The 19,365-nt window shown below is 52.8% G+C and carries 18 protein-coding genes; 10 read left to right on the forward strand and 8 right to left on the reverse strand.

All coding sequences use genetic code 11. The annotated features are described in order from the left end of the window. Positions 1–45 precede the first annotated feature (45 nt). The 5 genes from surA to apaH are packed head-to-tail and all read left to right on the forward strand — an operon-like array spanning position 46 to position 4,368. Positions 46–1,332: a peptidylprolyl isomerase SurA gene (gene surA, locus A7098_RS08850; RefSeq protein WP_105280681.1), complete on the forward strand. Its 1,287-nt coding sequence runs from the start codon at positions 46–48 to the stop codon at positions 1,330–1,332. Then, positions 1,332–2,321 carry a 4-hydroxythreonine-4-phosphate dehydrogenase PdxA gene (pdxA, locus tag A7098_RS08855; RefSeq protein ID WP_000241237.1) on the forward strand — a complete coding sequence of 330 codons (990 nt, stop codon included), beginning with the start codon at positions 1,332–1,334 and terminating at the stop codon, positions 2,319–2,321. Before surA ends, pdxA begins: the two co-directional genes overlap by 1 nt. After that, positions 2,318–3,139, forward strand: a complete 822-nt coding sequence (rsmA, locus tag A7098_RS08860) for a 16S rRNA (adenine(1518)-N(6)/adenine(1519)-N(6))-dimethyltransferase RsmA (RefSeq protein WP_001042779.1) — start codon at positions 2,318–2,320, stop codon at positions 3,137–3,139. Before pdxA ends, rsmA begins: the two co-directional genes overlap by 4 nt. Positions 3,140–3,141: 2 nt before the next feature. Next, positions 3,142–3,519: a Co2+/Mg2+ efflux protein ApaG gene (gene apaG / locus A7098_RS08865; RefSeq protein ID WP_000610899.1), complete on the forward strand. Its 378-nt coding sequence runs from the start codon at positions 3,142–3,144 to the stop codon at positions 3,517–3,519. 6 nt (positions 3,520–3,525) lie between these two features. Then, on the forward strand, positions 3,526–4,368 hold the full coding sequence (gene apaH, locus A7098_RS08870; RefSeq protein ID WP_000257166.1) for a bis(5'-nucleosyl)-tetraphosphatase (symmetrical) ApaH: 843 nt from the start codon (positions 3,526–3,528) through the stop codon (positions 4,366–4,368). A 77-nt stretch (positions 4,369–4,445) separates the two neighbouring features. On the opposite strand, the gene folA is transcribed toward apaH, so the two are convergent. The 8 genes from folA to A7098_RS08910 all read right to left on the reverse strand — a co-directional run bounded on the left by folA (position 4,446) and on the right by A7098_RS08910 (position 12,350). Further along, positions 4,446–4,925, reverse strand: coding sequence for a type 3 dihydrofolate reductase (folA, locus tag A7098_RS08875; protein ID WP_024212612.1), 480 nt, complete (start codon positions 4,923–4,925; stop codon positions 4,446–4,448). A 191-nt stretch (positions 4,926–5,116) separates the two neighbouring features. Beyond that, positions 5,117–6,979, reverse strand: a complete 1,863-nt coding sequence (kefC, locus tag A7098_RS08880) for a glutathione-regulated potassium-efflux system protein KefC (protein WP_105280682.1) — start codon at positions 6,977–6,979, stop codon at positions 5,117–5,119. Next, the gene (gene kefF / locus A7098_RS08885; protein ID WP_105280683.1) at positions 6,972–7,502 is read right to left on the reverse strand and encodes a glutathione-regulated potassium-efflux system oxidoreductase KefF; all 531 of its coding nucleotides are present in this window, start codon (positions 7,500–7,502) and stop codon (positions 6,972–6,974) included. The genes kefC and kefF overlap by 8 nt, the downstream gene beginning before the upstream one ends. A gap of 110 nt (positions 7,503–7,612) precedes the next feature. After that, on the reverse strand, positions 7,613–8,944 hold the full coding sequence (locus A7098_RS08890; RefSeq protein ID WP_001183199.1) for an MFS transporter: 1,332 nt from the start codon (positions 8,942–8,944) through the stop codon (positions 7,613–7,615). Positions 8,945–9,002: 58 nt separating this feature from the next. Next, on the reverse strand, positions 9,003–9,290 hold the full coding sequence (fixX, locus tag A7098_RS08895; protein WP_000203741.1) for a ferredoxin-like protein FixX: 288 nt from the start codon (positions 9,288–9,290) through the stop codon (positions 9,003–9,005). Next, positions 9,287–10,573, reverse strand: coding sequence for an FAD-dependent oxidoreductase (locus tag A7098_RS08900; RefSeq protein ID WP_001287739.1), 1,287 nt, complete (start codon positions 10,571–10,573; stop codon positions 9,287–9,289). Before A7098_RS08900 ends, fixX begins: the two co-directional genes overlap by 4 nt. 50 nt (positions 10,574–10,623) lie before the next feature. After that, positions 10,624–11,565: an electron transfer flavoprotein subunit alpha/FixB family protein gene (locus A7098_RS08905; RefSeq protein ID WP_001091503.1), complete on the reverse strand. Its 942-nt coding sequence runs from the start codon at positions 11,563–11,565 to the stop codon at positions 10,624–10,626. Between the two features lie 14 nt (positions 11,566–11,579). Beyond that, on the reverse strand, positions 11,580–12,350 hold the full coding sequence (locus tag A7098_RS08910; RefSeq protein ID WP_105280684.1) for an electron transfer flavoprotein FixA: 771 nt from the start codon (positions 12,348–12,350) through the stop codon (positions 11,580–11,582). A gap of 471 nt (positions 12,351–12,821) precedes the next feature. On the opposite strand from A7098_RS08910, the gene caiT reads away from it, so the two are divergent. The 5 genes from caiT (at position 12,822) to caiD (ending at position 19,364) form a co-directional block, all read left to right on the forward strand. Next, positions 12,822–14,336: an L-carnitine/gamma-butyrobetaine antiporter gene (caiT, locus tag A7098_RS08915; RefSeq protein ID WP_032224380.1), complete on the forward strand. Its 1,515-nt coding sequence runs from the start codon at positions 12,822–12,824 to the stop codon at positions 14,334–14,336. A gap of 30 nt (positions 14,337–14,366) precedes the next feature. Further along, positions 14,367–15,509: a crotonobetainyl-CoA dehydrogenase gene (gene caiA / locus A7098_RS08920; RefSeq protein ID WP_000347117.1), complete on the forward strand. Its 1,143-nt coding sequence runs from the start codon at positions 14,367–14,369 to the stop codon at positions 15,507–15,509. Positions 15,510–15,626: 117 nt separating this feature from the next. Then, positions 15,627–16,844 carry an L-carnitine CoA-transferase gene (caiB, locus tag A7098_RS08925; RefSeq protein ID WP_000349946.1) on the forward strand — a complete coding sequence of 406 codons (1,218 nt, stop codon included), beginning with the start codon at positions 15,627–15,629 and terminating at the stop codon, positions 16,842–16,844. A gap of 72 nt (positions 16,845–16,916) precedes the next feature. Continuing rightward, positions 16,917–18,470 carry a crotonobetaine/carnitine-CoA ligase gene (caiC, locus tag A7098_RS08930; RefSeq protein ID WP_105280685.1) on the forward strand — a complete coding sequence of 518 codons (1,554 nt, stop codon included), beginning with the start codon at positions 16,917–16,919 and terminating at the stop codon, positions 18,468–18,470. A gap of 108 nt (positions 18,471–18,578) precedes the next feature. Beyond that, a complete protein-coding gene (gene caiD, locus A7098_RS08935) occupies positions 18,579–19,364 on the forward strand; it encodes a crotonobetainyl-CoA hydratase (RefSeq protein WP_105280686.1) in 786 nt (261 codons plus the stop codon). The last annotated feature ends 1 nt before the right edge of the window (position 19,365 follow it).

The following is a 19,365-nucleotide window of genomic DNA, read 5'->3' on the forward strand; positions in this document are numbered from 1 at the left end:
ATTTACCACGTAATCCGCAGTGCGGTTAATTGAAATGGAAAAAGTATGAAGAACTGGAAAACGCTGCTTCTCGGTATCGCGATGATCGCGAATACCAGTTTCGCTGCCCCCCAGGTAGTCGATAAAGTCGCAGCCGTCGTCAATAACGGCGTCGTGCTGGAAAGCGACGTTGATGGATTAATGCAGTCGGTAAAAATGAATGCCGCCCAGGCAAGGCAGCAACTTCCTGATGACGCGACGCTGCGCCACCAAATCATGGAGCGTTTGATCATGGATCAAATCCTCTTGCAGATGGGGCAGAAAATGGGAGTGAAAATCTCCGATGAGCAGCTCGATCAGGCGATTGCCAATATTGCCAAACAGAACAATATGACGCTGGATCAGATGCGCAGCCGTCTGGCCTACGATGGTCTGAACTACAACACCTATCGTAACCAGATCCGCAAAGAGATGATTATCTCTGAAGTGCGTAACAACGAAGTGCGTCGTCGCATCACCATCCTGCCGCAGGAAGTTGAAGCTCTGGCGCAACAAGTCGGTAATCAAAACGATGCCAGCACTGAGCTGAACTTAAGCCACATCCTGATCCCGCTGCCGGAAAACCCGTCTTCTGAGCAGGTAAACGAAGCGGAAATACAGGCGCGTGCCATTGTCGATCAGGCGCGTAATGGCGCTGATTTCGGTAAACTGGCGATCGCTCACTCTGCCGATCAGCAGGCGCTGAACGGCGGCCAGATGGGCTGGGGTCGCATTCAGGAACTGCCGGGAATTTTCGCCCAGGCATTAAGCACCGCGAAGAAAGGCGATATTGTTGGTCCGATTCGTTCTGGCGTTGGCTTCCATATCCTGAAAGTTAACGATCTGCGCGGCGAAAGCAAAAATATTTCGGTAACCGAAGTTCATGCTCGCCATATTCTGCTGAAACCGTCGCCGATCATGACTGACGAACAGGCTCGCGTAAAACTGGAGCAAATTGCAGCGGACATCAAGAGTGGTAAAACCACGTTTGCCGCTGCGGCGAAAGAGTTCTCTCAGGATCCAGGCTCTGCCAACCAGGGCGGCGATCTCGGCTGGGCTACGCCAGATATTTTCGATCCGGCCTTCCGTGACGCGTTGACCCGCCTGAACAAAGGTCAAATGAGCGCACCGGTTCACTCTTCATTCGGCTGGCATTTAATCGAACTGCTGGATACCCGTAATGTCGATAAAACCGACGCTGCGCAGAAAGATCGTGCTTATCGTATGCTGATGAACCGTAAGTTCTCGGAAGAAGCAGCAAGCTGGATGCAGGAACAACGCGCCAGCGCCTACGTTAAAATCCTGAGCAACTAATGGTTAAAACCCAACGTGTTGTGATCACTCCCGGCGAGCCAGCCGGGATTGGCCCGGACTTAGTTGTCCAGCTTGCACAGCGTGAGTGGCCGGTCGAACTGGTTGTTTGTGCCGATGCCACTCTCCTTACTGACCGGGCAGCGATGCTCGGTTTGCCGCTTACTCTCCGCCCTTACTCCCCAGACTCCCCTGCACAACCGCAAACTGCGGGCACATTAACGCTACTTCCTGTCGCGCTACGTGCACCTGTGACTGCGGGGCAATTAACGGTTGAAAATGGGCATTACGTGGTAGAGACGCTGGCGCGAGCGTGTGATGGCTGTCTGAACGGTGAATTTGCCGCGCTGATTACCGGCCCCGTGCATAAAGGCGTCATTAACGACGCTGGCATTCCGTTTACCGGTCATACCGAGTTTTTCGAAGAGCGTTCGCAGGCAAAAAAAGTCGTGATGATGCTGGCAACCGAAGAACTTCGCGTGGCGCTGGCAACGACGCATTTACCGCTGCGCGATATCGCTGACGCCATCACCCCGCCCCTGCTGCATGAAGTCATTTCTATTTTGCATCACGATTTGCAAACCAAATTTGGTATTGCTGAGCCGCGCATTCTGGTCTGTGGCCTGAATCCGCACGCGGGCGAAGGCGGTCATATGGGCACGGAAGAGATAGACACCATCATTCCGGTGCTCGACGAGTTACGGGCGCAGGGGATGAAACTCAACGGGCCTTTGCCTGCCGATACCCTGTTTCAGCCTAAATATCTCGACAACGCCGACGCAGTGCTGGCGATGTACCACGATCAGGGTCTTCCCGTGCTAAAATACCAGGGTTTCGGGCGCGGTGTGAATATTACGCTGGGCCTGCCCTTTATTCGCACATCAGTGGACCACGGCACCGCGCTGGAACTGGCGGGACGTGGCAAAGCCGATGTCGGCAGTTTTATTACGGCGCTTAATCTCGCCATCAAAATGATTGTTAATACCCAATGAATAAACGAGTCCACCAGGGCCACTTAGCCCGTAAACGCTTCGGGCAAAACTTTCTCAACGATCAGTTCGTGATCGACAGCATTGTTTCTGCCATTAACCCGCAGAAGGGTCAGGCGATGGTCGAAATCGGCCCCGGTCTGGCAGCGTTGACCGAGCCAGTCGGCGAACGTCTGGATCAACTGACAGTCATCGAACTTGACCGCGATTTGGCGGCACGTCTGCAAACGCATCCATTCTTAGGCCCGAAACTGACGATTTATCAGCAGGATGCGATGACCTTTAACTTCGGTGAGCTGGCTGAGAAAATGGGTCAGCCGCTACGAGTTTTCGGTAACCTGCCGTATAACATCTCCACACCGTTGATGTTCCATCTGTTTAGCTATACTGATGCCATTGCCGACATGCACTTTATGTTGCAAAAAGAGGTGGTGAATCGTCTGGTTGCAGGACCGAACAGCAAAGCGTATGGTCGATTAAGCGTCATGGCGCAATATTATTGCAACGTGATCCCGGTGCTGGAAGTACCGCCATCGGCCTTTACACCACCACCAAAAGTGGATTCCGCCGTCGTGCGCCTGGTTCCTCATGCAACGATGCCTTACCCGGTTAAAGATGTTCGCGTGTTAAGCCGTATCACCACCGAAGCCTTTAACCAGCGTCGTAAAACCATTCGTAACAGCCTCGGCAACCTGTTTAGCGTCGAGGTGTTAACGGGAATGGGCATCGACCCGGCGATGCGAGCGGAAAATATCTCTGTCGCGCAATATTGCCAGATGGCGAACTATCTGGCGGAGAACGCGTCTTTGCAGGAGAGTTAACGATGATCAATTCGCCCCGAGTGTGTATTCAGGTTCAAAGTGTTTACATTGAAGCACAATCTTCACCTGATAATGAACGTTACGTTTTTGCTTATACCGTAACCATACGCAACCTGGGGCGAGCGCCAGTGCAGTTGTTGGGGCGTTACTGGCTGATCACCAACGGCAATGGCCGTGAAACCGAAGTCCAGGGCGAAGGTGTGGTGGGCGTTCAGCCGCATATCGCCCCTGGCGAAGAGTACCAGTACACCAGCGGTGCGATAATCGAAACACCGATGGGCACCATGCAGGGTCACTACGAAATGATCGATGAAAATGGCGTTCCATTCAGCATCGACATTCCTGTATTTCGACTCTCCGTTCCAATACTCATTCATTAAAATAATATGGCGACATACCTTATTGGCGACGTTCATGGTTGTTACGATGAACTGATCGCTTTGCTGCATAAAATAGAATTTACCCCTGGGAAAGATACCCTCTGGCTGACGGGTGACCTGGTCGCTCGCGGGCCTGGTTCGCTTGATGTTCTGCGCTATGTAAAATCCTTAGGCGACAGCGTGCGTCTGGTGCTGGGTAATCACGATCTGCATCTGCTGGCGGTATTCGCCGGGATCAGCCGTAATAAACCGAAAGACCGCCTGACACCGCTGCTGGAAGCGCCCGACGCTGATGAGCTGCTTAACTGGCTGCGTCGCCAACCTCTGCTGCAAATCGACGAAGAGAAAAAGCTGGTGATGGCTCACGCGGGGATCACGCCGCAGTGGGACTTAGAGACTGCTAAAGAGTGTGCTCACGACGTAGAAGCAGTATTGTCGAGTGACTCCTATCCTTTCTTCCTCGACGCCATGTACGGCGACATGCCAAACAACTGGACGCCAGAGTTACGCGGACTGGCACGACTGCGTTTTATCACCAACGCTTTTACCCGTATGCGTTTTTGCTTCCCGAACGGTCAACTGGATATGTACAGCAAAGAGTCGCCAGAAGACGCGCCAGCACCATTGAAACCGTGGTTTACCATTCCAGGGCCAGTTAGCGAAGAGTACAATATTGTGTTTGGTCACTGGGCATCGCTGGAAGGAAAAGGTACGCCGGAAGGTATTTACGCGCTGGATACCGGATGCTGCTGGGGTGGGACATTAACCTGCCTGCGCTGGGAAGATAAGCAGTATTTCGTCCAGCCATCGAACCGGCATAAGGATATGGGCGAAGCGGCGGCGTCTTAAACACAGCCTGATACAGGAAGGCCGGATAAGACGCGACCGGCGTCGCATCCGGCACTAGCCGTAAATTCTATACAAACTTACCGCCGTTCCAGAATCTCAAAACAATAGCTATGAGAGTTCTGCGCATCGGCGTCGTGGAATTCGCTGAACACCGATTCCCAGTCATCCGGCTCGTAGTCCGGGAAATGGGTATCGCCTTCCACTTCCGCGTCGATATGCGTCAGATACAGTTTTTGCGCTTTGGGCAGGAACTGCTCATAAACGCGACCACCGCCAATCACCATAATCTCCGGTACGTCACCACACGCCGCGATGGCTTCATCCACCGATTTCACCCACGTTACGCGATCGTCCGTACCCGGCTGGCTGCTGATGATAATATTCTTGCGTCCTGGCAGCGGGCGGCCGATGGATTCCCAGGTATGGCGCCCCATAATCACGGGTTTATTTAAGGTGTTACGTTTAAACCAGGCGAGATCGGCAGGCAGGTTCCACGGCATGGCGTTTTCCATGCCGATAACGCGATCTACCGCTAACGCCGCAATCAGACTGATCATTGAGATTTCCCGATAAAAAAAATTGTCGCCACTATACGTAAAGCGTAAACCGTCGTCGACTGGTGTGAGGATGATGTTGAGGAAAATTTTATATTCTGCTGGCGAGTCCACGCTCTCCCCCTGGACTCGCCGCATTACAATGAAACAAAAACAAACAGTTAGCTGTAAAGTGTGATTTACGTCACTCTTTATTAGGATGAGGGTTTCGTTTCCGGTTCATCCGCCATGTTGCCGGTATGTTTACCTTCTTCGGTTCCCTGCCAGCCATGTCGTTGAATTAATGACAGATGTTCACGGTCTTCGGTAATGATCTCACTTAACATCGCGCTGGTGCGTTTATAGACCGCCGCGCGGGCTTTGGTGTCGTTCTCAACCATTGCCATCTCTTCCACCATCTCAATATTAAAGCGGCGGAACACATCGGCGCGTTCTCGCGCTTCATACGGCCCCAGACCTAAACTTTCCAGTGCCAGACGCCCGGTTTTCAGCGCACCTTCAAAGGTTTCACGCTCCGGCTTTTCAACGCCAGCCTGTCGCAAACGGATGTAGTGATCGATATCGCGGGCGCGGGCAATAATCTGCAAATGCGGAAAATGTTCTTTCACCATCTCCGTCAGTTGCAGATTGGTTTGCGGATCGTCGATGGCGTTAATCAGCACTTCCGCTTTCGCCGCTCCCGCAGATTCCAGTAAATCCATCCGCGTGGCATCACCGTAAAAGACTTTCATGCCGAATTTACGCAAGGTTTCGATATGGTCAGGATCGTGATCGAGCACCACCATTTTCACCCCACTGGAGAGCAATAAACGTCCGGTGATCTGCCCAAAACGACCGAATCCGGCGATAATCACGCGCGGCTGTTCTTCATCGATCTCATCGGCTTCACGCGCTTCTTCAGTAGAAGATTGCTCAAGGCGATTGAGGATCACCAGCAGAATCGGCGTTGCCGCCATCGACAGCGCCACCGCCAGGGTCAGAGATTTCGCCCACTCCGGCTCCAGCACATTTGCCATTTGCGCCGCACCAAACACCACAAAGGCAAACTCGCTGCCCTGCCCTAACAGCACCGCAAACCAACGACGCTGTTTATTCGGCACCTGTAATGGCCGGGCAATCAGCCACAACATGGCAATTTTGATGATGAGGAAACCAAGCAGCAAAATGACAATGCGTAATGGGTTTTCAAGCAGCGTGCCAAAGTCTATCGACATGCCAACACCGATGAAAAACAGCCCCAGCAGCAAACCTTTAAATGGTTCGATATCGCTTTCCAGCGCATGACGGTATTCCGAGCTTGCCAGCAGTACGCCCGCCAGAAACGCGCCCATCGCCATCGACAAGCCAACCTCTTCCAGCAGCAAACCAAAGCCAAACACGAGGAATAAAGCCACGGCGCTGAATACTTCCCGCAAGCCAGAGCGGGCAACAAAACGCAGTGCCGGACGCGTGACATAGCGCCCCAGCAATACCACCAGCACCAGCGCACCCGCCACTTTTAACGCCGAGAGAGCAAATGCGCCCATCGTCGTCGAGGCACTGCTCGCCGCCAGTAGCGGGATCATCGCCACCAGCGGGATCGCGGCGATATCCTGGAACAGCAGCACCGCAAAGGCGCTGCGTCCCATTTGCGTCACCATCAGGTTACGCTCATTCATCGCCTGCATGGCAATCGCCGTAGAGGAGAGCGCCAGCGTCATGCCGATCAATTCCGCTACCTGCCAGCGCAGCCCAAGTAACATGCAGAAGAGCCCCAGTAGGCCGCCGCAAATCACCATCTGCAATGCGCCACCGCCGAACACTGCCGCACGCAGCTTCCACAACCTTTGTGGATCGAGTTCGAGGCCGATAATAAATAGCATCAGCACCACGCCAATCTCGGCAAAGTGCAGAATAGATTCGGCATCAGTCACCAGTCGCAGCCCCCACGGGCCAATAATGCAGCCCGCGATCAGGTAGCCAAGTACCGATCCCAGACCGAGGCGTACCGCAATGGGTACAATCAGCGCCGCCGAACCGAGATAAATCAGCGCCTGAATCAGCGTATGGCTATCCATGATGTACCTCCTGCCATTCCAGCAGACGTTGCTTATAATGACGCGCCTGCCCTTCGAGGGTTTCGTCGTCACAAATAAAGGTGCAGTGCATGGCAAACGGCGGCAGCCAGTTCAGCCCGCAGTAGATTGCCGTCGCCTGTAGCGGCTGCGACAGCACATCAAAGCCCGGATGCGCACCTATTTCAAAATGGCTTTCCCCGCCGCCGGTCGTCACCGCCCACAGCAAGTGTTTGCCATGCAGCGCCGTACCGCCGTGACCGTAAGCCCAGCCGTGCGAGAGGACTTTATCGATCCAAAGTTTAAGGAGCGGTGGAATGCTGTACCACTGCATCGGGTGCTGCCAGACGATCAGATCGGCGCGAGACAGCGCCTCCTGCTCGGCGGCAATATCGATATTGAAGTCAGGATAGAGTTGATAAAGAGAGCGAATTTCGACGCCTTCCAGCGTCCTTGCCTGTTCAAGCATCCGTTTATTCGCATGGGAATGATGCGGATACGGATGCGCATAAATTATGAGGATCATAGTTATTAGCCCGCGTGTTTACGCCTTTATTTTCCCACAAAGTGTAGTCACATATTCACGCGGCTTATAGTCAATAATATTGATTCAGAAAAGAGAGAAATCTGAATAAATTACCCCGCTCGCTGCCTGCGGATCGTCATATTGCTGGTCTGCGCCAGTGACATCCCACGTGTTTCCGGGGCAAACGCTACGGAAATCAACAAGCCAAACAGCGAGATCCCCGCCCCCATTAGCATCGTGTTACTGATACCGTAATTATTGATAAAGATCGGCAGTGCCCAGGTCGAAACAATGGTGCCAATACGGCTTAAGGACATAATCACGCCCACGGCAGAGGCGCGAATATCTGTCGGGAAGAGTTCATTAGGATAGAGCCACTGCAAATTACCCGGCCCGCCAGAAAAAAAGGCATACACCGCAAAGGCCATTACTACCAGCCAGATCCCCATATCCGGGATCAGCCCCAAAACCGCCAGCGCCAGCGTCATCATGGCAAAGCTGCCAATCAACAATGGACGCCGTCCGGCAGTGTTTAGCCACAGCATCGGCGGAATACAGCCGAGCATAAAGAACAGGCTAATCACCACGTTTCCCAGCGCCGCATTTTTGCCGACGCCCAGCCCCAACAAACCAACGATTTGCGGGCCAAAGGTGTAGATGGCGAACATTGGGATCACCTGGCAGGTCCAGATGGCGGCAACAAACAGGACAAAAGGAAAATGGCGGCGATTAAACAGATCGCGAAAACGGGTTTGCTGCGGCTGCTCTTCATCGAAAGCCACCGGTTCGCCAAACAGTTTTATCATCATCTCTTCGCACTCTTTTACTCGCCCTTTGCGTAACAACCAGCGGGGAGATTCAGGCAGTTCGAATCGACCAATCAAAATCAACAAACAGGGGATCGCCGCGCTGCCCAACATCCAGCGCCAGCCACCTTCCACATCATAAAGCCAGTAGCCAACCAGATCGGCACAGGTTGCGCCGACATACCACATGGCAGCAATAAAGCTGATGGAAAACGCCCGCTGACGGGTGCTGGAGAACTCGGTGATCATCGAGGTGGCGATGGGATAATCCGCGCCGATGACAATGCCGATGAGTACCCGCATCACCAGCAGTTCGACGGGGGATGAGACAAACATCGTCGCCACCGATATCACGCCAATGGCGATAATATCAATGAGGAACATTTTGCGCCGTCCAACTTTATCGGAGATATAGCCAAACAGCGATGTGCCGACGAACAGCCCGGCGAGCGTTCCCGCGCCCAGCAAGCCAATCCAGTCAGCGTCCAGTTTCAGCGCCGGAGTCAGTTGCTCCAGCGCCACGCCAATCATTACCAGTACATAACCATCCAGAAACGGACCACCGCTTCCCCACAGCAAAATGCGGCGGTGAATAGAAGAGAATTTAAGATCGTCAAAGTTTCTGGACGGTTGCATGGGTTATTCCTGTTTTTTTGCAATGAGAGTTAGTACGGCGTTACGTATCAAACCAACATCAGCCGTAACGGAACTCCACACCAAAGGTGCCGCGCGGGTATTCCCACTGTTCCAGCGCCGACCCCAGCCCCAGAATGCGACAGGTGCCGCACTCCAGACATCCGGCGTAATCGAAGCGCACACTGCCGTCATCCTGCTTCTTGTACAGACCTGCGGGGCACGCTTTCACCAGCAGCTCCAGCGCCTGTTTATCGGCATCGGCCTTCACAACAATGTGCGGATGCTCTTCATCGACATTGAATTTATTGACGCCCAGTTTGACGTCCACATTGACGGGAGAAGTCATAAAACGGTCACTCCTTTCATGCCATCCTTGATCAGATTGATGAAGCCCACTTTCTTGCCGTGGCGGAGGATTTTCTTGCGCATCAGTTCCGGCGCGCTGCCATCAATGGTGAACAGGTCACGCGCCACGCCCACCGCCAGTTCCGGGTAGCCGCTAAACATGCGTGGGTTATCAAGGAACGCCGGTAGTTTTTGGTACATACGCATATCGCGCAGCGGGCCACTCTCAAGATGCTGACGATATTCCGCCAGTTTTTGCTTACTGAAATCGTCGCTTTTCATCGCTGAAAGCACGGTTTTTGCTGCGGCTTCCCCGGCGGCAATCGCCAGATCCATACCGCGAATGGTAAAACCGAGGTTCATACACATTCCGGCGGCATCACCGGCAATCAGTACGCCGTCACCAACCAACTCCGGCAGCATGTTGATGCCTGCTTCCGGCACTACGTGAGCGGAATATTCCACCAGCTTGCCGCCCGCGATCAGCGGTGCAACGGCCGGATGTTGTTTGAAATCTTCCAGCATTTGCGGCACCGATTTTTTTGCGTCATGCAGATGATGCAGGCCGCAAACCAGCCCCAGCGACAGGGTATTTTCATTGGTATAAAGGAAGCCGCCGCCCATCAGGCCATCGGTGGGGGAACCCGCAAATAGGCAAGCCGCCCCCTGATTACCCTGCAACTGAAAACGGTCTTCAATAACCGACTTCGGTAACTCGATCAGTTCCTTCACGCCAACCGCCACATCCGTCGGTTTGACGCGTTTTGCCATCCCCAACTTTTCGGCAAGGATGGAGTTCACCCCATCAGCAAGGATCACCGTTTTCGCTTCAATCACATCGCCATCGGCTTCTACACCGACGACTTTGCCATCGCGCTGTACGAGGTTATCGACACGAATCCCGGTAATTAACTGCGCGCCCGCTTCTTCGGCCTGCTCCATTAACCAGGCATCAAATTTACTGCGCAAAACAGAGTAAGAACGCTGGGATGGCGAGGTTTCGTCACCGTTGCAGTAGTCCATAGTCATCGCTGACTTTTCCGTCATAAACGCGAGTTTTTCATGGGTAATCAGGCGTTCTACGGGGGCAGATTCGGCGAAACCTGGAATAATGTGTTCCAGACTGTGGGCATAGAGACGCCCGCCGGTGACGTTCTTGGCACCTGCGGAATTGCCACGCTCGATAACTAACACTTGCGCCCCTTCGCGGGCGAGCACCAGTGCGGCAACCGAACCGGCAAGCCCTGCACCGACGATGATGGCGTCAAAGATATCTTCGGACATAAGAGCTCCCTGTCAGCGGCAGGGCCGAAATGCAGCCCTGCCAGAGTGGATCAACGCGCTAAAGCTGCGGTCAGCGCCGGAAGGATCTTCACGGCGTCGCCAACAATGCCGTAATCCGCGTACTGGAAGATCGGCGCATTTTTATCTTTATTGATGGCGAAAATGGTTTGCGACGCGTTAGCGCCAACCATGTGCTGGATCTGCCCGGAGATCCCCACAGCCAGGTACAGTTCAGGTTTCAGCATCAGGTTGGAGATACCGACATAGCGTTCGTGCTCCATCCATTTTTCGTTTTCTGCCACCGGACGAGAACAGGCCAACTCCGCACCTATCGCCTTGCAAAGCTGTTCTGCCAGCGCAATGTTCTCTTTGCTGCCAATACCGCGACCGACGCTGACCACCAGGCGGGCTTTGTCGAGATCGACGCTGTTGCTCTGGCGCGCCTGGGTTGCCGTGCGGGTAATCGCCACAGCCGGAGCCTGCCACTCCACGGTGTGCGTTTCGCCAGTACGTGACGCGTCTGGCTGAGCCGCATCGAACGTGCCGCTGCTGATGGTCAGTACCGCATACGGCGTGACAATGCGTTCTTCGCCAATCGCCAGACCACCGTAAACCATGTGTTTCACTGTCGCTTTACCGTCCTGTACGCTGACGGTGCTAGCATCGTTAGACACCGCCGCTTTAAGGCGATAACCCAGTTTTGCCGCCAGTAATTTGCCGCGACGGGTGTTTGGCAACAGCACCAGACCGTCTGCGCCGTGCTGGCGAATAGTGTCAGCCATGACACCGGCGTAATCTTCGATCATCCGATCGTCCGGTTTGCCGTTTAATTTCCAGACATGATTAGCGCCAAGCTGGATTGCCTGTGCGCCGTCGGCATCATTGAGGACAAAGGTGTTGATTTGATTAGCTAAAGCCTGCGCACCGTTCATCAGTTCCGGCAGACGAGAAGGGGTATCGCTGAATACCCAGACTTGAGAAAACGTGTTCATAGCATCCCCTGTAATTAAATGACTTTGCGAAGATTTTCAGCAAATGCGGCGATCTGTTCTTCGCCGTCGCCTTCAATCACGATGCGCTGACGCTCGCGCTGTTTCGGCGCGGCAACCTGTTGTTCTGACCAGGCTGCCTCTGCGTTAAAACCGATATCCGCCGCCGACCATACCTGGACTGGCTTTTTCGCCGCGCCGAGAATGGCTTTCATCGAAGGAATTTGTGGGGAGTTGATATCAGTGGAAACAGCAACAACCGCAGGCAGCGGAATGCTTAAGGTTTCGGTTTCATCTTCCAGTTCGCGCTCAACGGTGAGGGTATCTGCCGTCAGGGAGATAATTTTGCCCACGCCGTTAACTGCCGGAATATTGAGGATTTCGCCCACCAGCAAACCAACCTGCTGGGCATAAAGGTCGGAAGAACCATCGCCGCAGAGGATCAGATCAAAGCCTGCTTTCTGGGCAGCCGCAGCCAGTACGGTCGCAGTTTGTTGTGGCAGTGCCTGCTCGAACTGATCATCAATCACTACAATCAGTTCATCCGGGCCGCGCGACAACACATCTTTACGCCCTTTGGCGTTGGTCAGGGCTTTACCACCCACACTTAAGGCCGTCACCTGCGCCTCTGCCGCCTGCTGTTTTAACTGGCAAGCCGCTTCAATAGCGTTGAGATCGTATTGGCTTATTTTGGCATCGGCTTTGCTGAAGTCTAATGAACCATCAGCATTATTGACCGCAATATCCTGTTCATCAGGCACGCACTTATAGCAAGTAATAATCTTCATTGCATCTCCAGAAATCATGAAGGAAACGTCGTTCATATCGGTGGTGTTAATTACAGATATCACGCCCTTTAATTTGGAAATAAAACTTTAATCACCAATATTGAAAATGTCACACGCAGATAAATCCAACTTTCAATATTGTTAAGTCCCTCACCAATATTGAAAACACGGCGTAGCAAAAAGAAATTTTCAATATTGTTTTATGGATCACCAATATTGAAAGTCAGATGCTATTTTTTTACGCACAACCAAACATAACTAATTGATTAATAAATAATATTAACATCAAAAGCTCTTGTTTTTACCCGATAGAAAAATGTGATTAAAATCACAGAATACAGCCAATTGAATACCCATTATGAGTTAGCCATTAACGCGTCCACGAGGTTAATAATAATTATATTAAATGTTAACAAAATAAAACAAACGGGAACGCAAAATAAATATTCGTTTTCACAGTGGAATTAACTCATGAAAGATAAAAAGAGAAAAACGGGAATAGAACCGAAGGTATTCTTTCCGCCGTTAATAATCGTTGGCATACTTTGCTGGCTTACAGTCAGAGATCTGGATGCGGCGAATGTCGTTATTAATGCTGTATTCAGTTACGTCACCAATGTATGGGGATGGGCATTTGAATGGTATATGGTGGTGATGCTTTTCGGCTGGTTCTGGCTGGTGTTTGGCCCGTATGCCAAAAAGCGTTTAGGTAACGAACCGCCTGAATTTAGTACCGCCAGTTGGATCTTTATGATGTTCGCCTCCTGTACGTCTGCTGCCGTACTGTTCTGGGGCTCTATTGAGATCTACTACTACATCTCCACCCCGCCGTTTGGCTTAGAACCTAACTCAACCGGCGCGAAAGAGTTAGGGCTGGCTTACAGCTTGTTCCACTGGGGACCTCTGCCGTGGGCCACTTACAGCTTCCTTTCAGTCGCCTTCGCTTACTTCTTCTTTGTCCGCAAAATGGAAGTGATTCGCCCCAGCTCCACCCTGGTGCCGCTGGTAGGTGAAAAACACGCCAAAGGGTTGTTCGGTACTATTGTCGATAACTTCTATCTCGTCGCCTTGATCTTCGCGATGGGCACCAGTCTCGGCCTTGCCACACCGCTGGTGACCGAGTGTATGCAGTGGTTGTTTGGCATTCCGCATACCCTGCAACTGGACGCCATCATCATTACCTGCTGGATTATCCTCAACGCCATTTGCGTCGCCTGCGGCCTGCAAAAAGGGGTACGTATCGCCAGTGATGTGCGTAGCTACCTGAGCTTCCTGATGCTGGGTTGGGTGTTTATCGTCAGTGGTGCTAGCTTCATCATGAACTACTTCACCGACTCGGTGGGGATGTTGCTGATGTATCTGCCGCGCATGTTGTTCTATACCGATCCTATCGCCAAAGGCGGCTTCCCGCAGGGCTGGACGGTTTTCTACTGGGCATGGTGGGTGATTTACGCTATCCAGATGAGTATCTTCCTGGCGCGTATTTCCCGTGGTCGTACCGTGCGTGAACTGTGCTTCGGCATGGTGCTGGGGCTGACAGCCTCCACCTGGATCTTGTGGACCGTGCTTGGTAGTAACACTTTGCTGTTGATAGATAAAAACATCATCAACATTCCGAACCTGATCGAACAGTACGGTGTGGCGCGCGCCATCATCGAAACCTGGGCCGCTCTGCCGCTCAGCACCGCCACCATGTGGGGCTTCTTCATTCTTTGCTTTATTGCCACCGTTACGCTGGTTAACGCCTGCTCTTATACCCTGGCGATGTCCACCTGCCGCGAAGTACGCGACGGCGAAGAGCCGCCGCTGCTGGTGCGTATCGGCTGGTCAATTCTGGTTGGCATTATCGGCATTGTTCTGCTGGCGCTCGGCGGCCTGAAACCGATTCAAACCGCCATTATCGCCGGAGGATGCCCGCTGTTCTTCGTCAACATTATGGTGACGCTCTCCTTTATTAAAGACGCGAAACAGAACTGGAAAGATTAATTAACTCCAAAAATATCAAGAGGTTGAAAGATGGATTTTAATTTAAATGATGAGCAGGAACTGTTTGTCGCCGGTATCCGTGAACTGATGGCCAGTGAAAACTGGGAAGCCTATTTTGCCGAGTGCGACCGTGACAGCGTCTACCCGGAACGATTTGTTAAAGCACTGGCGGATATGGGTATCGATAGCCTGCTGATCCCCGAAGAACACGGTGGTCTGGACGCAGGATTCGTCACCCTCGCCGCCGTGTGGATGGAACTGGGGCGTCTGGGGGCGCCAACCTACGTGCTGTACCAGTTGCCGGGTGGGTTTAACACCTTCCTGCGCGAAGGCACACAAGAGCAGATCGACAAGATTATGGCGTTCCGTGGCACGGGTAAGCAGATGTGGAACTCAGCGATTACCGAACCGGGCGCGGGCTCCGACGTGGGTAGCCTGAAAACGACTTATACCCGTAGAAATGGTAAGATTTATCTTAATGGTAGTAAGTGTTTTATTACCAGCAGCGCCTACACCCCGTACATCGTGGTGATGGCGCGCGACGGTGCTTCTCCGGACAAACCTGTCTACACCGAATGGTTTGTTGATATGAGCAAACCGGGCATCAAAGTGACCAAACTTGAGAAGCTCGGTCTGCGTATGGATAGCTGCTGTGAAATCACCTTTGACGATGTGGAACTGGACGAGAAAGACATGTTCGGTCGGGAAGGTAACGGCTTTAACCGCGTGAAAGAAGAGTTCGACCACGAACGTTTCCTGGTAGCCCTCACCAACTACGGTACGGCGATGTGCGCCTTTGAAGATGCGGCGCGCTACGCCAATCAGCGAGTGCAGTTTGGCGAGGCTATTGGTCGTTTCCAGTTGATTCAGGAAAAATTCGCCCACATGGCGATCAAATTAAACTCCATGAAAAACATGCTGTATGAAGCAGCGTGGAAAGCAGACAACGGCACCATCACCTCTGGCGATGCTGCGATGTGCAAATACTTCTGCGCCAATGCGGCATTTGAAGTGGTGGACAGCGCAATGCAGGTGCTGGGCGGCGTCGGGATTGCGGGTAACCACCGCATCAGCCGCTTCTGGCGTGACCTGCGTGTAGACCGCGTCTCCGGGGGATCTGACGAAATGCAGATCCTGACGCTGGGTCGTGCGGTGCTGAAGCAATACCGCTAAGTCCGTGCGCTGCCTGATGCGACGCTTGCCGCGTCTTATCAGGCCTACGGTTGGCCGGATAAGGCGTTTACGCCGCATCCGGCAGTCATGCGCTACATAAATTTTTCAGGAGCTAATATGGATCATCTACCCATGCCGAAATTCGGGCCGCTGGCCGGATTGCGCGTTGTCTTCTCCGGTATCGAAATCGCCGGGCCATTCGCCGGGCAAATGTTCGCAGAATGGGGGGCGGAAGTTATCTGGATCGAGAACGTCGCCTGGGCCGACACCATTCGCGTTCAACCAAACTACCCGCAGCTTTCTCGTCGCAACCTGCACGCGCTGTCATTAAATATCTTCAAAGATGAAGGCCGCGAAGCGTTTCTGAAATTAATGGAAACCACCGATATCTTCATCGAAGCCAGTAAAGGCCCAGCCTTTGCCCGTCGTGGCATTACTGATGAAGTCCTGTGGCAGCACAACCCGAAACTGGTTATCGCTCACCTGTCCGGTTTTGGTCAGTACGGCACCGAGGAGTACACCAACCTTCCGGCCTATAACACCATCGCCCAGGCCTTCAGTGGTTACCTGATTCAGAACGGTGATGTTGACCAGCCAATGCCTGCCTTCCCGTATACCGCCGATTACTTCTCCGGCCTGACCGCCACCACGGCGGCGCTGGCGGCACTGCACAAAGTGCGCGAAACCGGTAAAGGCGAAAGTATCGACATCGCCATGTATGAAGTGATGCTGCGCATGGGTCAGTACTTCATGATGGATTACTTCAACGGTGGCGAAATGTGCCCGCGCATGACCAAAGGTAAAGATCCCTACTACGCTGGTTGCGGTCTGTACAAATGCGCCGACGGCTACATTGTGATGGAACTGGTGGGTATTACTCAGATCGCAGAGTGCTTTAAAGATATTGGTCTTGCGCATCTGCTTGGTACGCCGGAAATCCCGGAAGGCACTCAGCTTATCCACCGTATCGAATGCCCTTACGGCCCGCTGGTTGAAGAGAAACTCGATACCTGGCTGGCAGCACACACCATCGCGGAAGTAAAAGAACGCTTTGCCGAACTGAATATCGCCTGCGCCAAAGTGCTGACCGTACCGGAACTGGAAAGCAATCCGCAGTACGTTGCCCGCGAATCAATCACCCAGTGGCAAACGATGGATGGTCGCACCTGCAAAGGACCGAACATCATGCCGAAATTCAAAAATAACCCCGGCCAAATCTGGCGCGGAATGCCATCACACGGCATGGACACGGCTGCCATTTTGAAAAATATCGGCTACAGCGAAAACGACATTCAGGAGTTGGTCAGCAAAGGTCTGGCCAAAGTTGAGGATTAAACGCGTGGCGTAGGTCGGGTTACCCGACTAGCGCCCGCTCAATAACAAACGAACAAAATGGATAGAGGTGCAATGGATATCATTGGCGGACAACATCTACGTCAAATGTGGGACGATCTGGCGGACGTTTACGGTCATAAAACGGCGCTGATTTGTGAATCCAGCGGCGGAGTCGTTAACCGGTACAGTTATCTTGAGTTAAATCAGGAGATTAACCGCACGGCAAACCTGTTTTATACGCTGGGGATCCGCAAAGGCGACAAGGTCGCGCTGCATCTGGACAACTGCCCGGAATTTATCTTTTGCTGGTTCGGGCTGGCAAAAATTGGCGCGATTATGGTGCCGATTAACGCCCGCCTGCTGCGCGAAGAAAGTGCGTGGATCCTGCAAAACAGCCAGGCGTGTCTGCTGGTGACCAGTGCGCAATTCTACTCCATGTATCAACAGATTCAGCAGGAAGATACCACGCAGCTACGGCACATTTGCCTGACCGATGTGGCGTTTCCCGCTGATGATGGCGTCAGTTCGTTTACTCAACTGAAAGAGCAACAACCTGCCACCTTGTGCTATGCGCCGCCGCTATCGACCGACGATACGGCGGAAATTCTCTTTACCTCCGGCACCACCTCCCGACCGAAAGGGGTGGTGATTACCCATTACAATCTGCGCTTCGCCGGATATTACTCCGCCTGGCAGTGCGCCCTGCGTGACGATGACGTCTACCTGACGGTAATGCCTGCATTTCATATCGATTGCCAGTGCACTGCGGCGATGGCGGCGTTTTCTGCCGGAGCCACCTTTGTGCTGGTCGAGAAATACAGCGCCCGCGCCTTCTGGGGACAGGTACAGAAGTACCATGCCACCGTTACCGAATGTATTCCGATGATGATTCGTACGTTGATGGTGCAGCCGCCTTCTGCGAACGACCGACAACACTGCCTGCGGGAAGTGATGTTTTATCTCAACCTGTCGGAGCAGGAAAAAGACGCTTTTTGTGAACGCTTCGGCGTTCGCTTGCTGACGTCTTATGGGATGACAGAAACCATTGTGGGCATTATCGGCGATCGCCCTGGCGATAAACGACGCTGGCCGTCGATTGGTCGGGCGGGGTTTTGCTACGAAGCGGAGATCCGCGACGATCACAATCGCCCGCTCCCGGCAGGTGAGATCGGTGAAATCTGTATTAAAGGCGTACCAGGGAAAACCATCTTCAAAGAGTACTTTCTCAACCCGCAAGCCACCGCCAAAGTCCTGGAAGCCGATGGCTGGCTTCATACTGGCGATACCGGATACCGCGACGAAGAGGGCTTTTTTTATTTCGTCGATCGTCGCTGCAATATGATCAAACGCGGTGGCGAGAATGTTTCCTGCGTGGAGCTGGAAAATATCATCGCCACCCATCCGAAAATTCAGGATATCGTGGTTGTTGGTATTAAAGATTCTATTCGCGATGAAGCTATCAAGGCCTTTGTGGTGCTGAATGAAGGTGAAACATTGAGCGAGGAAGAATTTTTCTGCTTCTGTGAACAAAATATGGCGAAATTTAAAGTGCCTTCTTATCTGGAGATCAGAAAAGATCTGCCGCGTAATTGCTCGGGGAAAATAATCAGAAAGAATCTGAAATAAACATAATGGCAGGGAATTATCCTGCCAGCTAATAATCACGCTCTAAAAATAAATGCATTCTTTGCAGAGATGTTGTCGTCCCTGAAAAAATAAAAATGGAGAAAAGGAATGAGTGAATCATTACATCTGACCCGCAATGGATCAATTCTGGAAATTACCCTTGATCGTCCAAAAGCCAATGCTATTGATGCAAAAACCAGCTTTGAGATGGGCGAAGTATTTCTTAATTTCCGTGACGATCCGCAATTGCGCGTCGCTATTATTACCGGAGCCGGAGAGAAATTCTTTTCCGCCGGCTGGGATTTAAAAGCGGCAGCAGAAGGCGAAGCGCCGGATGCTGATTTCGGGCCAGGCGGATTTGCTGGGTTAACCGAAATTTTCAATCTCGATAAACCGGTTATCGCAGCCGTGAACGGCTACGCCTTTGGCGGCGGCTTTGAACTGGCGCTGGCGGCAGATTTTATTGTTTGTGCCGATAATGCCAGCTTCGCCCTGCCGGAAGCCAAACTGGGTATTGTCCCGGACAGCGGCGGCGTGCTGCGTCTGCCGAAGATCCTGCCACCTGCCGTCGTCAATGAAATGGTGATGACCGGCAGACGAATGGGCGCAGAAGAGGCGCTGCATTGGGGGGTAGTCAACCGCGTGGTTAGCCAGGCTGAACTGATGGATAACGCCCGCGAACTGGCGCAGCAGCTTGTTAATAGCGCCCCGCTGGCAATTGCGGCACTGAAAGAGATCTATCGCACCACCAGCGAAATGCCGGTTGAAGAAGCATATCGCTATATTCGCAGCGGTGTGTTGAAAAACTATCCCTCAGTTCTGCATTCGGAAGATGCCATTGAAGGGCCGCTGGCGTTTGCTGAGAAGCGCGATCCGGTGTGGAAAGGGCGTTAAT

Origin of the sequence: Escherichia sp. MOD1-EC7011 (assembly GCF_002965005.1) — a bacterium.
GTDB lineage: Bacteria > Pseudomonadota > Gammaproteobacteria > Enterobacterales > Enterobacteriaceae > Escherichia > Escherichia ruysiae.

Coding starts and splice junctions, on each gene's coding strand:
- surA (WP_105280681.1), top strand. CDS start 46: ATGAAGAACTGGAAAACGCTGCTTCTCGGTATCGCGATGATCGCGAAT.
- pdxA (WP_000241237.1), top strand. CDS start 1,332: ATGGTTAAAACCCAACGTGTTGTGATCACTCCCGGCGAGCCAGCCGGG.
- rsmA (WP_001042779.1), top strand. CDS start 2,318: ATGAATAAACGAGTCCACCAGGGCCACTTAGCCCGTAAACGCTTCGGG.
- apaG (WP_000610899.1), top strand. CDS start 3,142: ATGATCAATTCGCCCCGAGTGTGTATTCAGGTTCAAAGTGTTTACATT.
- apaH (WP_000257166.1), top strand. CDS start 3,526: ATGGCGACATACCTTATTGGCGACGTTCATGGTTGTTACGATGAACTG.
- folA (WP_024212612.1), bottom strand. CDS start 4,925: ATGATCAGTCTGATTGCGGCGTTAGCGGTAGATCGCGTTATCGGCATG.
- kefC (WP_105280682.1), bottom strand. CDS start 6,979: ATGGATAGCCATACGCTGATTCAGGCGCTGATTTATCTCGGTTCGGCG.
- kefF (WP_105280683.1), bottom strand. CDS start 7,502: ATGATCCTCATAATTTATGCGCATCCGTATCCGCATCATTCCCATGCG.
- A7098_RS08890 (WP_001183199.1), bottom strand. CDS start 8,944: ATGCAACCGTCCAGAAACTTTGACGATCTTAAATTCTCTTCTATTCAC.
- fixX (WP_000203741.1), bottom strand. CDS start 9,290: ATGACTTCTCCCGTCAATGTGGACGTCAAACTGGGCGTCAATAAATTC.
- A7098_RS08900 (WP_001287739.1), bottom strand. CDS start 10,573: ATGTCCGAAGATATCTTTGACGCCATCATCGTCGGTGCAGGGCTTGCC.
- A7098_RS08905 (WP_001091503.1), bottom strand. CDS start 11,565: ATGAACACGTTTTCTCAAGTCTGGGTATTCAGCGATACCCCTTCTCGT.
- A7098_RS08910 (WP_105280684.1), bottom strand. CDS start 12,350: ATGAAGATTATTACTTGCTATAAGTGCGTGCCTGATGAACAGGATATT.
- caiT (WP_032224380.1), top strand. CDS start 12,822: ATGAAAGATAAAAAGAGAAAAACGGGAATAGAACCGAAGGTATTCTTT.
- caiA (WP_000347117.1), top strand. CDS start 14,367: ATGGATTTTAATTTAAATGATGAGCAGGAACTGTTTGTCGCCGGTATC.
- caiB (WP_000349946.1), top strand. CDS start 15,627: ATGGATCATCTACCCATGCCGAAATTCGGGCCGCTGGCCGGATTGCGC.
- caiC (WP_105280685.1), top strand. CDS start 16,917: ATGGATATCATTGGCGGACAACATCTACGTCAAATGTGGGACGATCTG.
- caiD (WP_105280686.1), top strand. CDS start 18,579: ATGAGTGAATCATTACATCTGACCCGCAATGGATCAATTCTGGAAATT.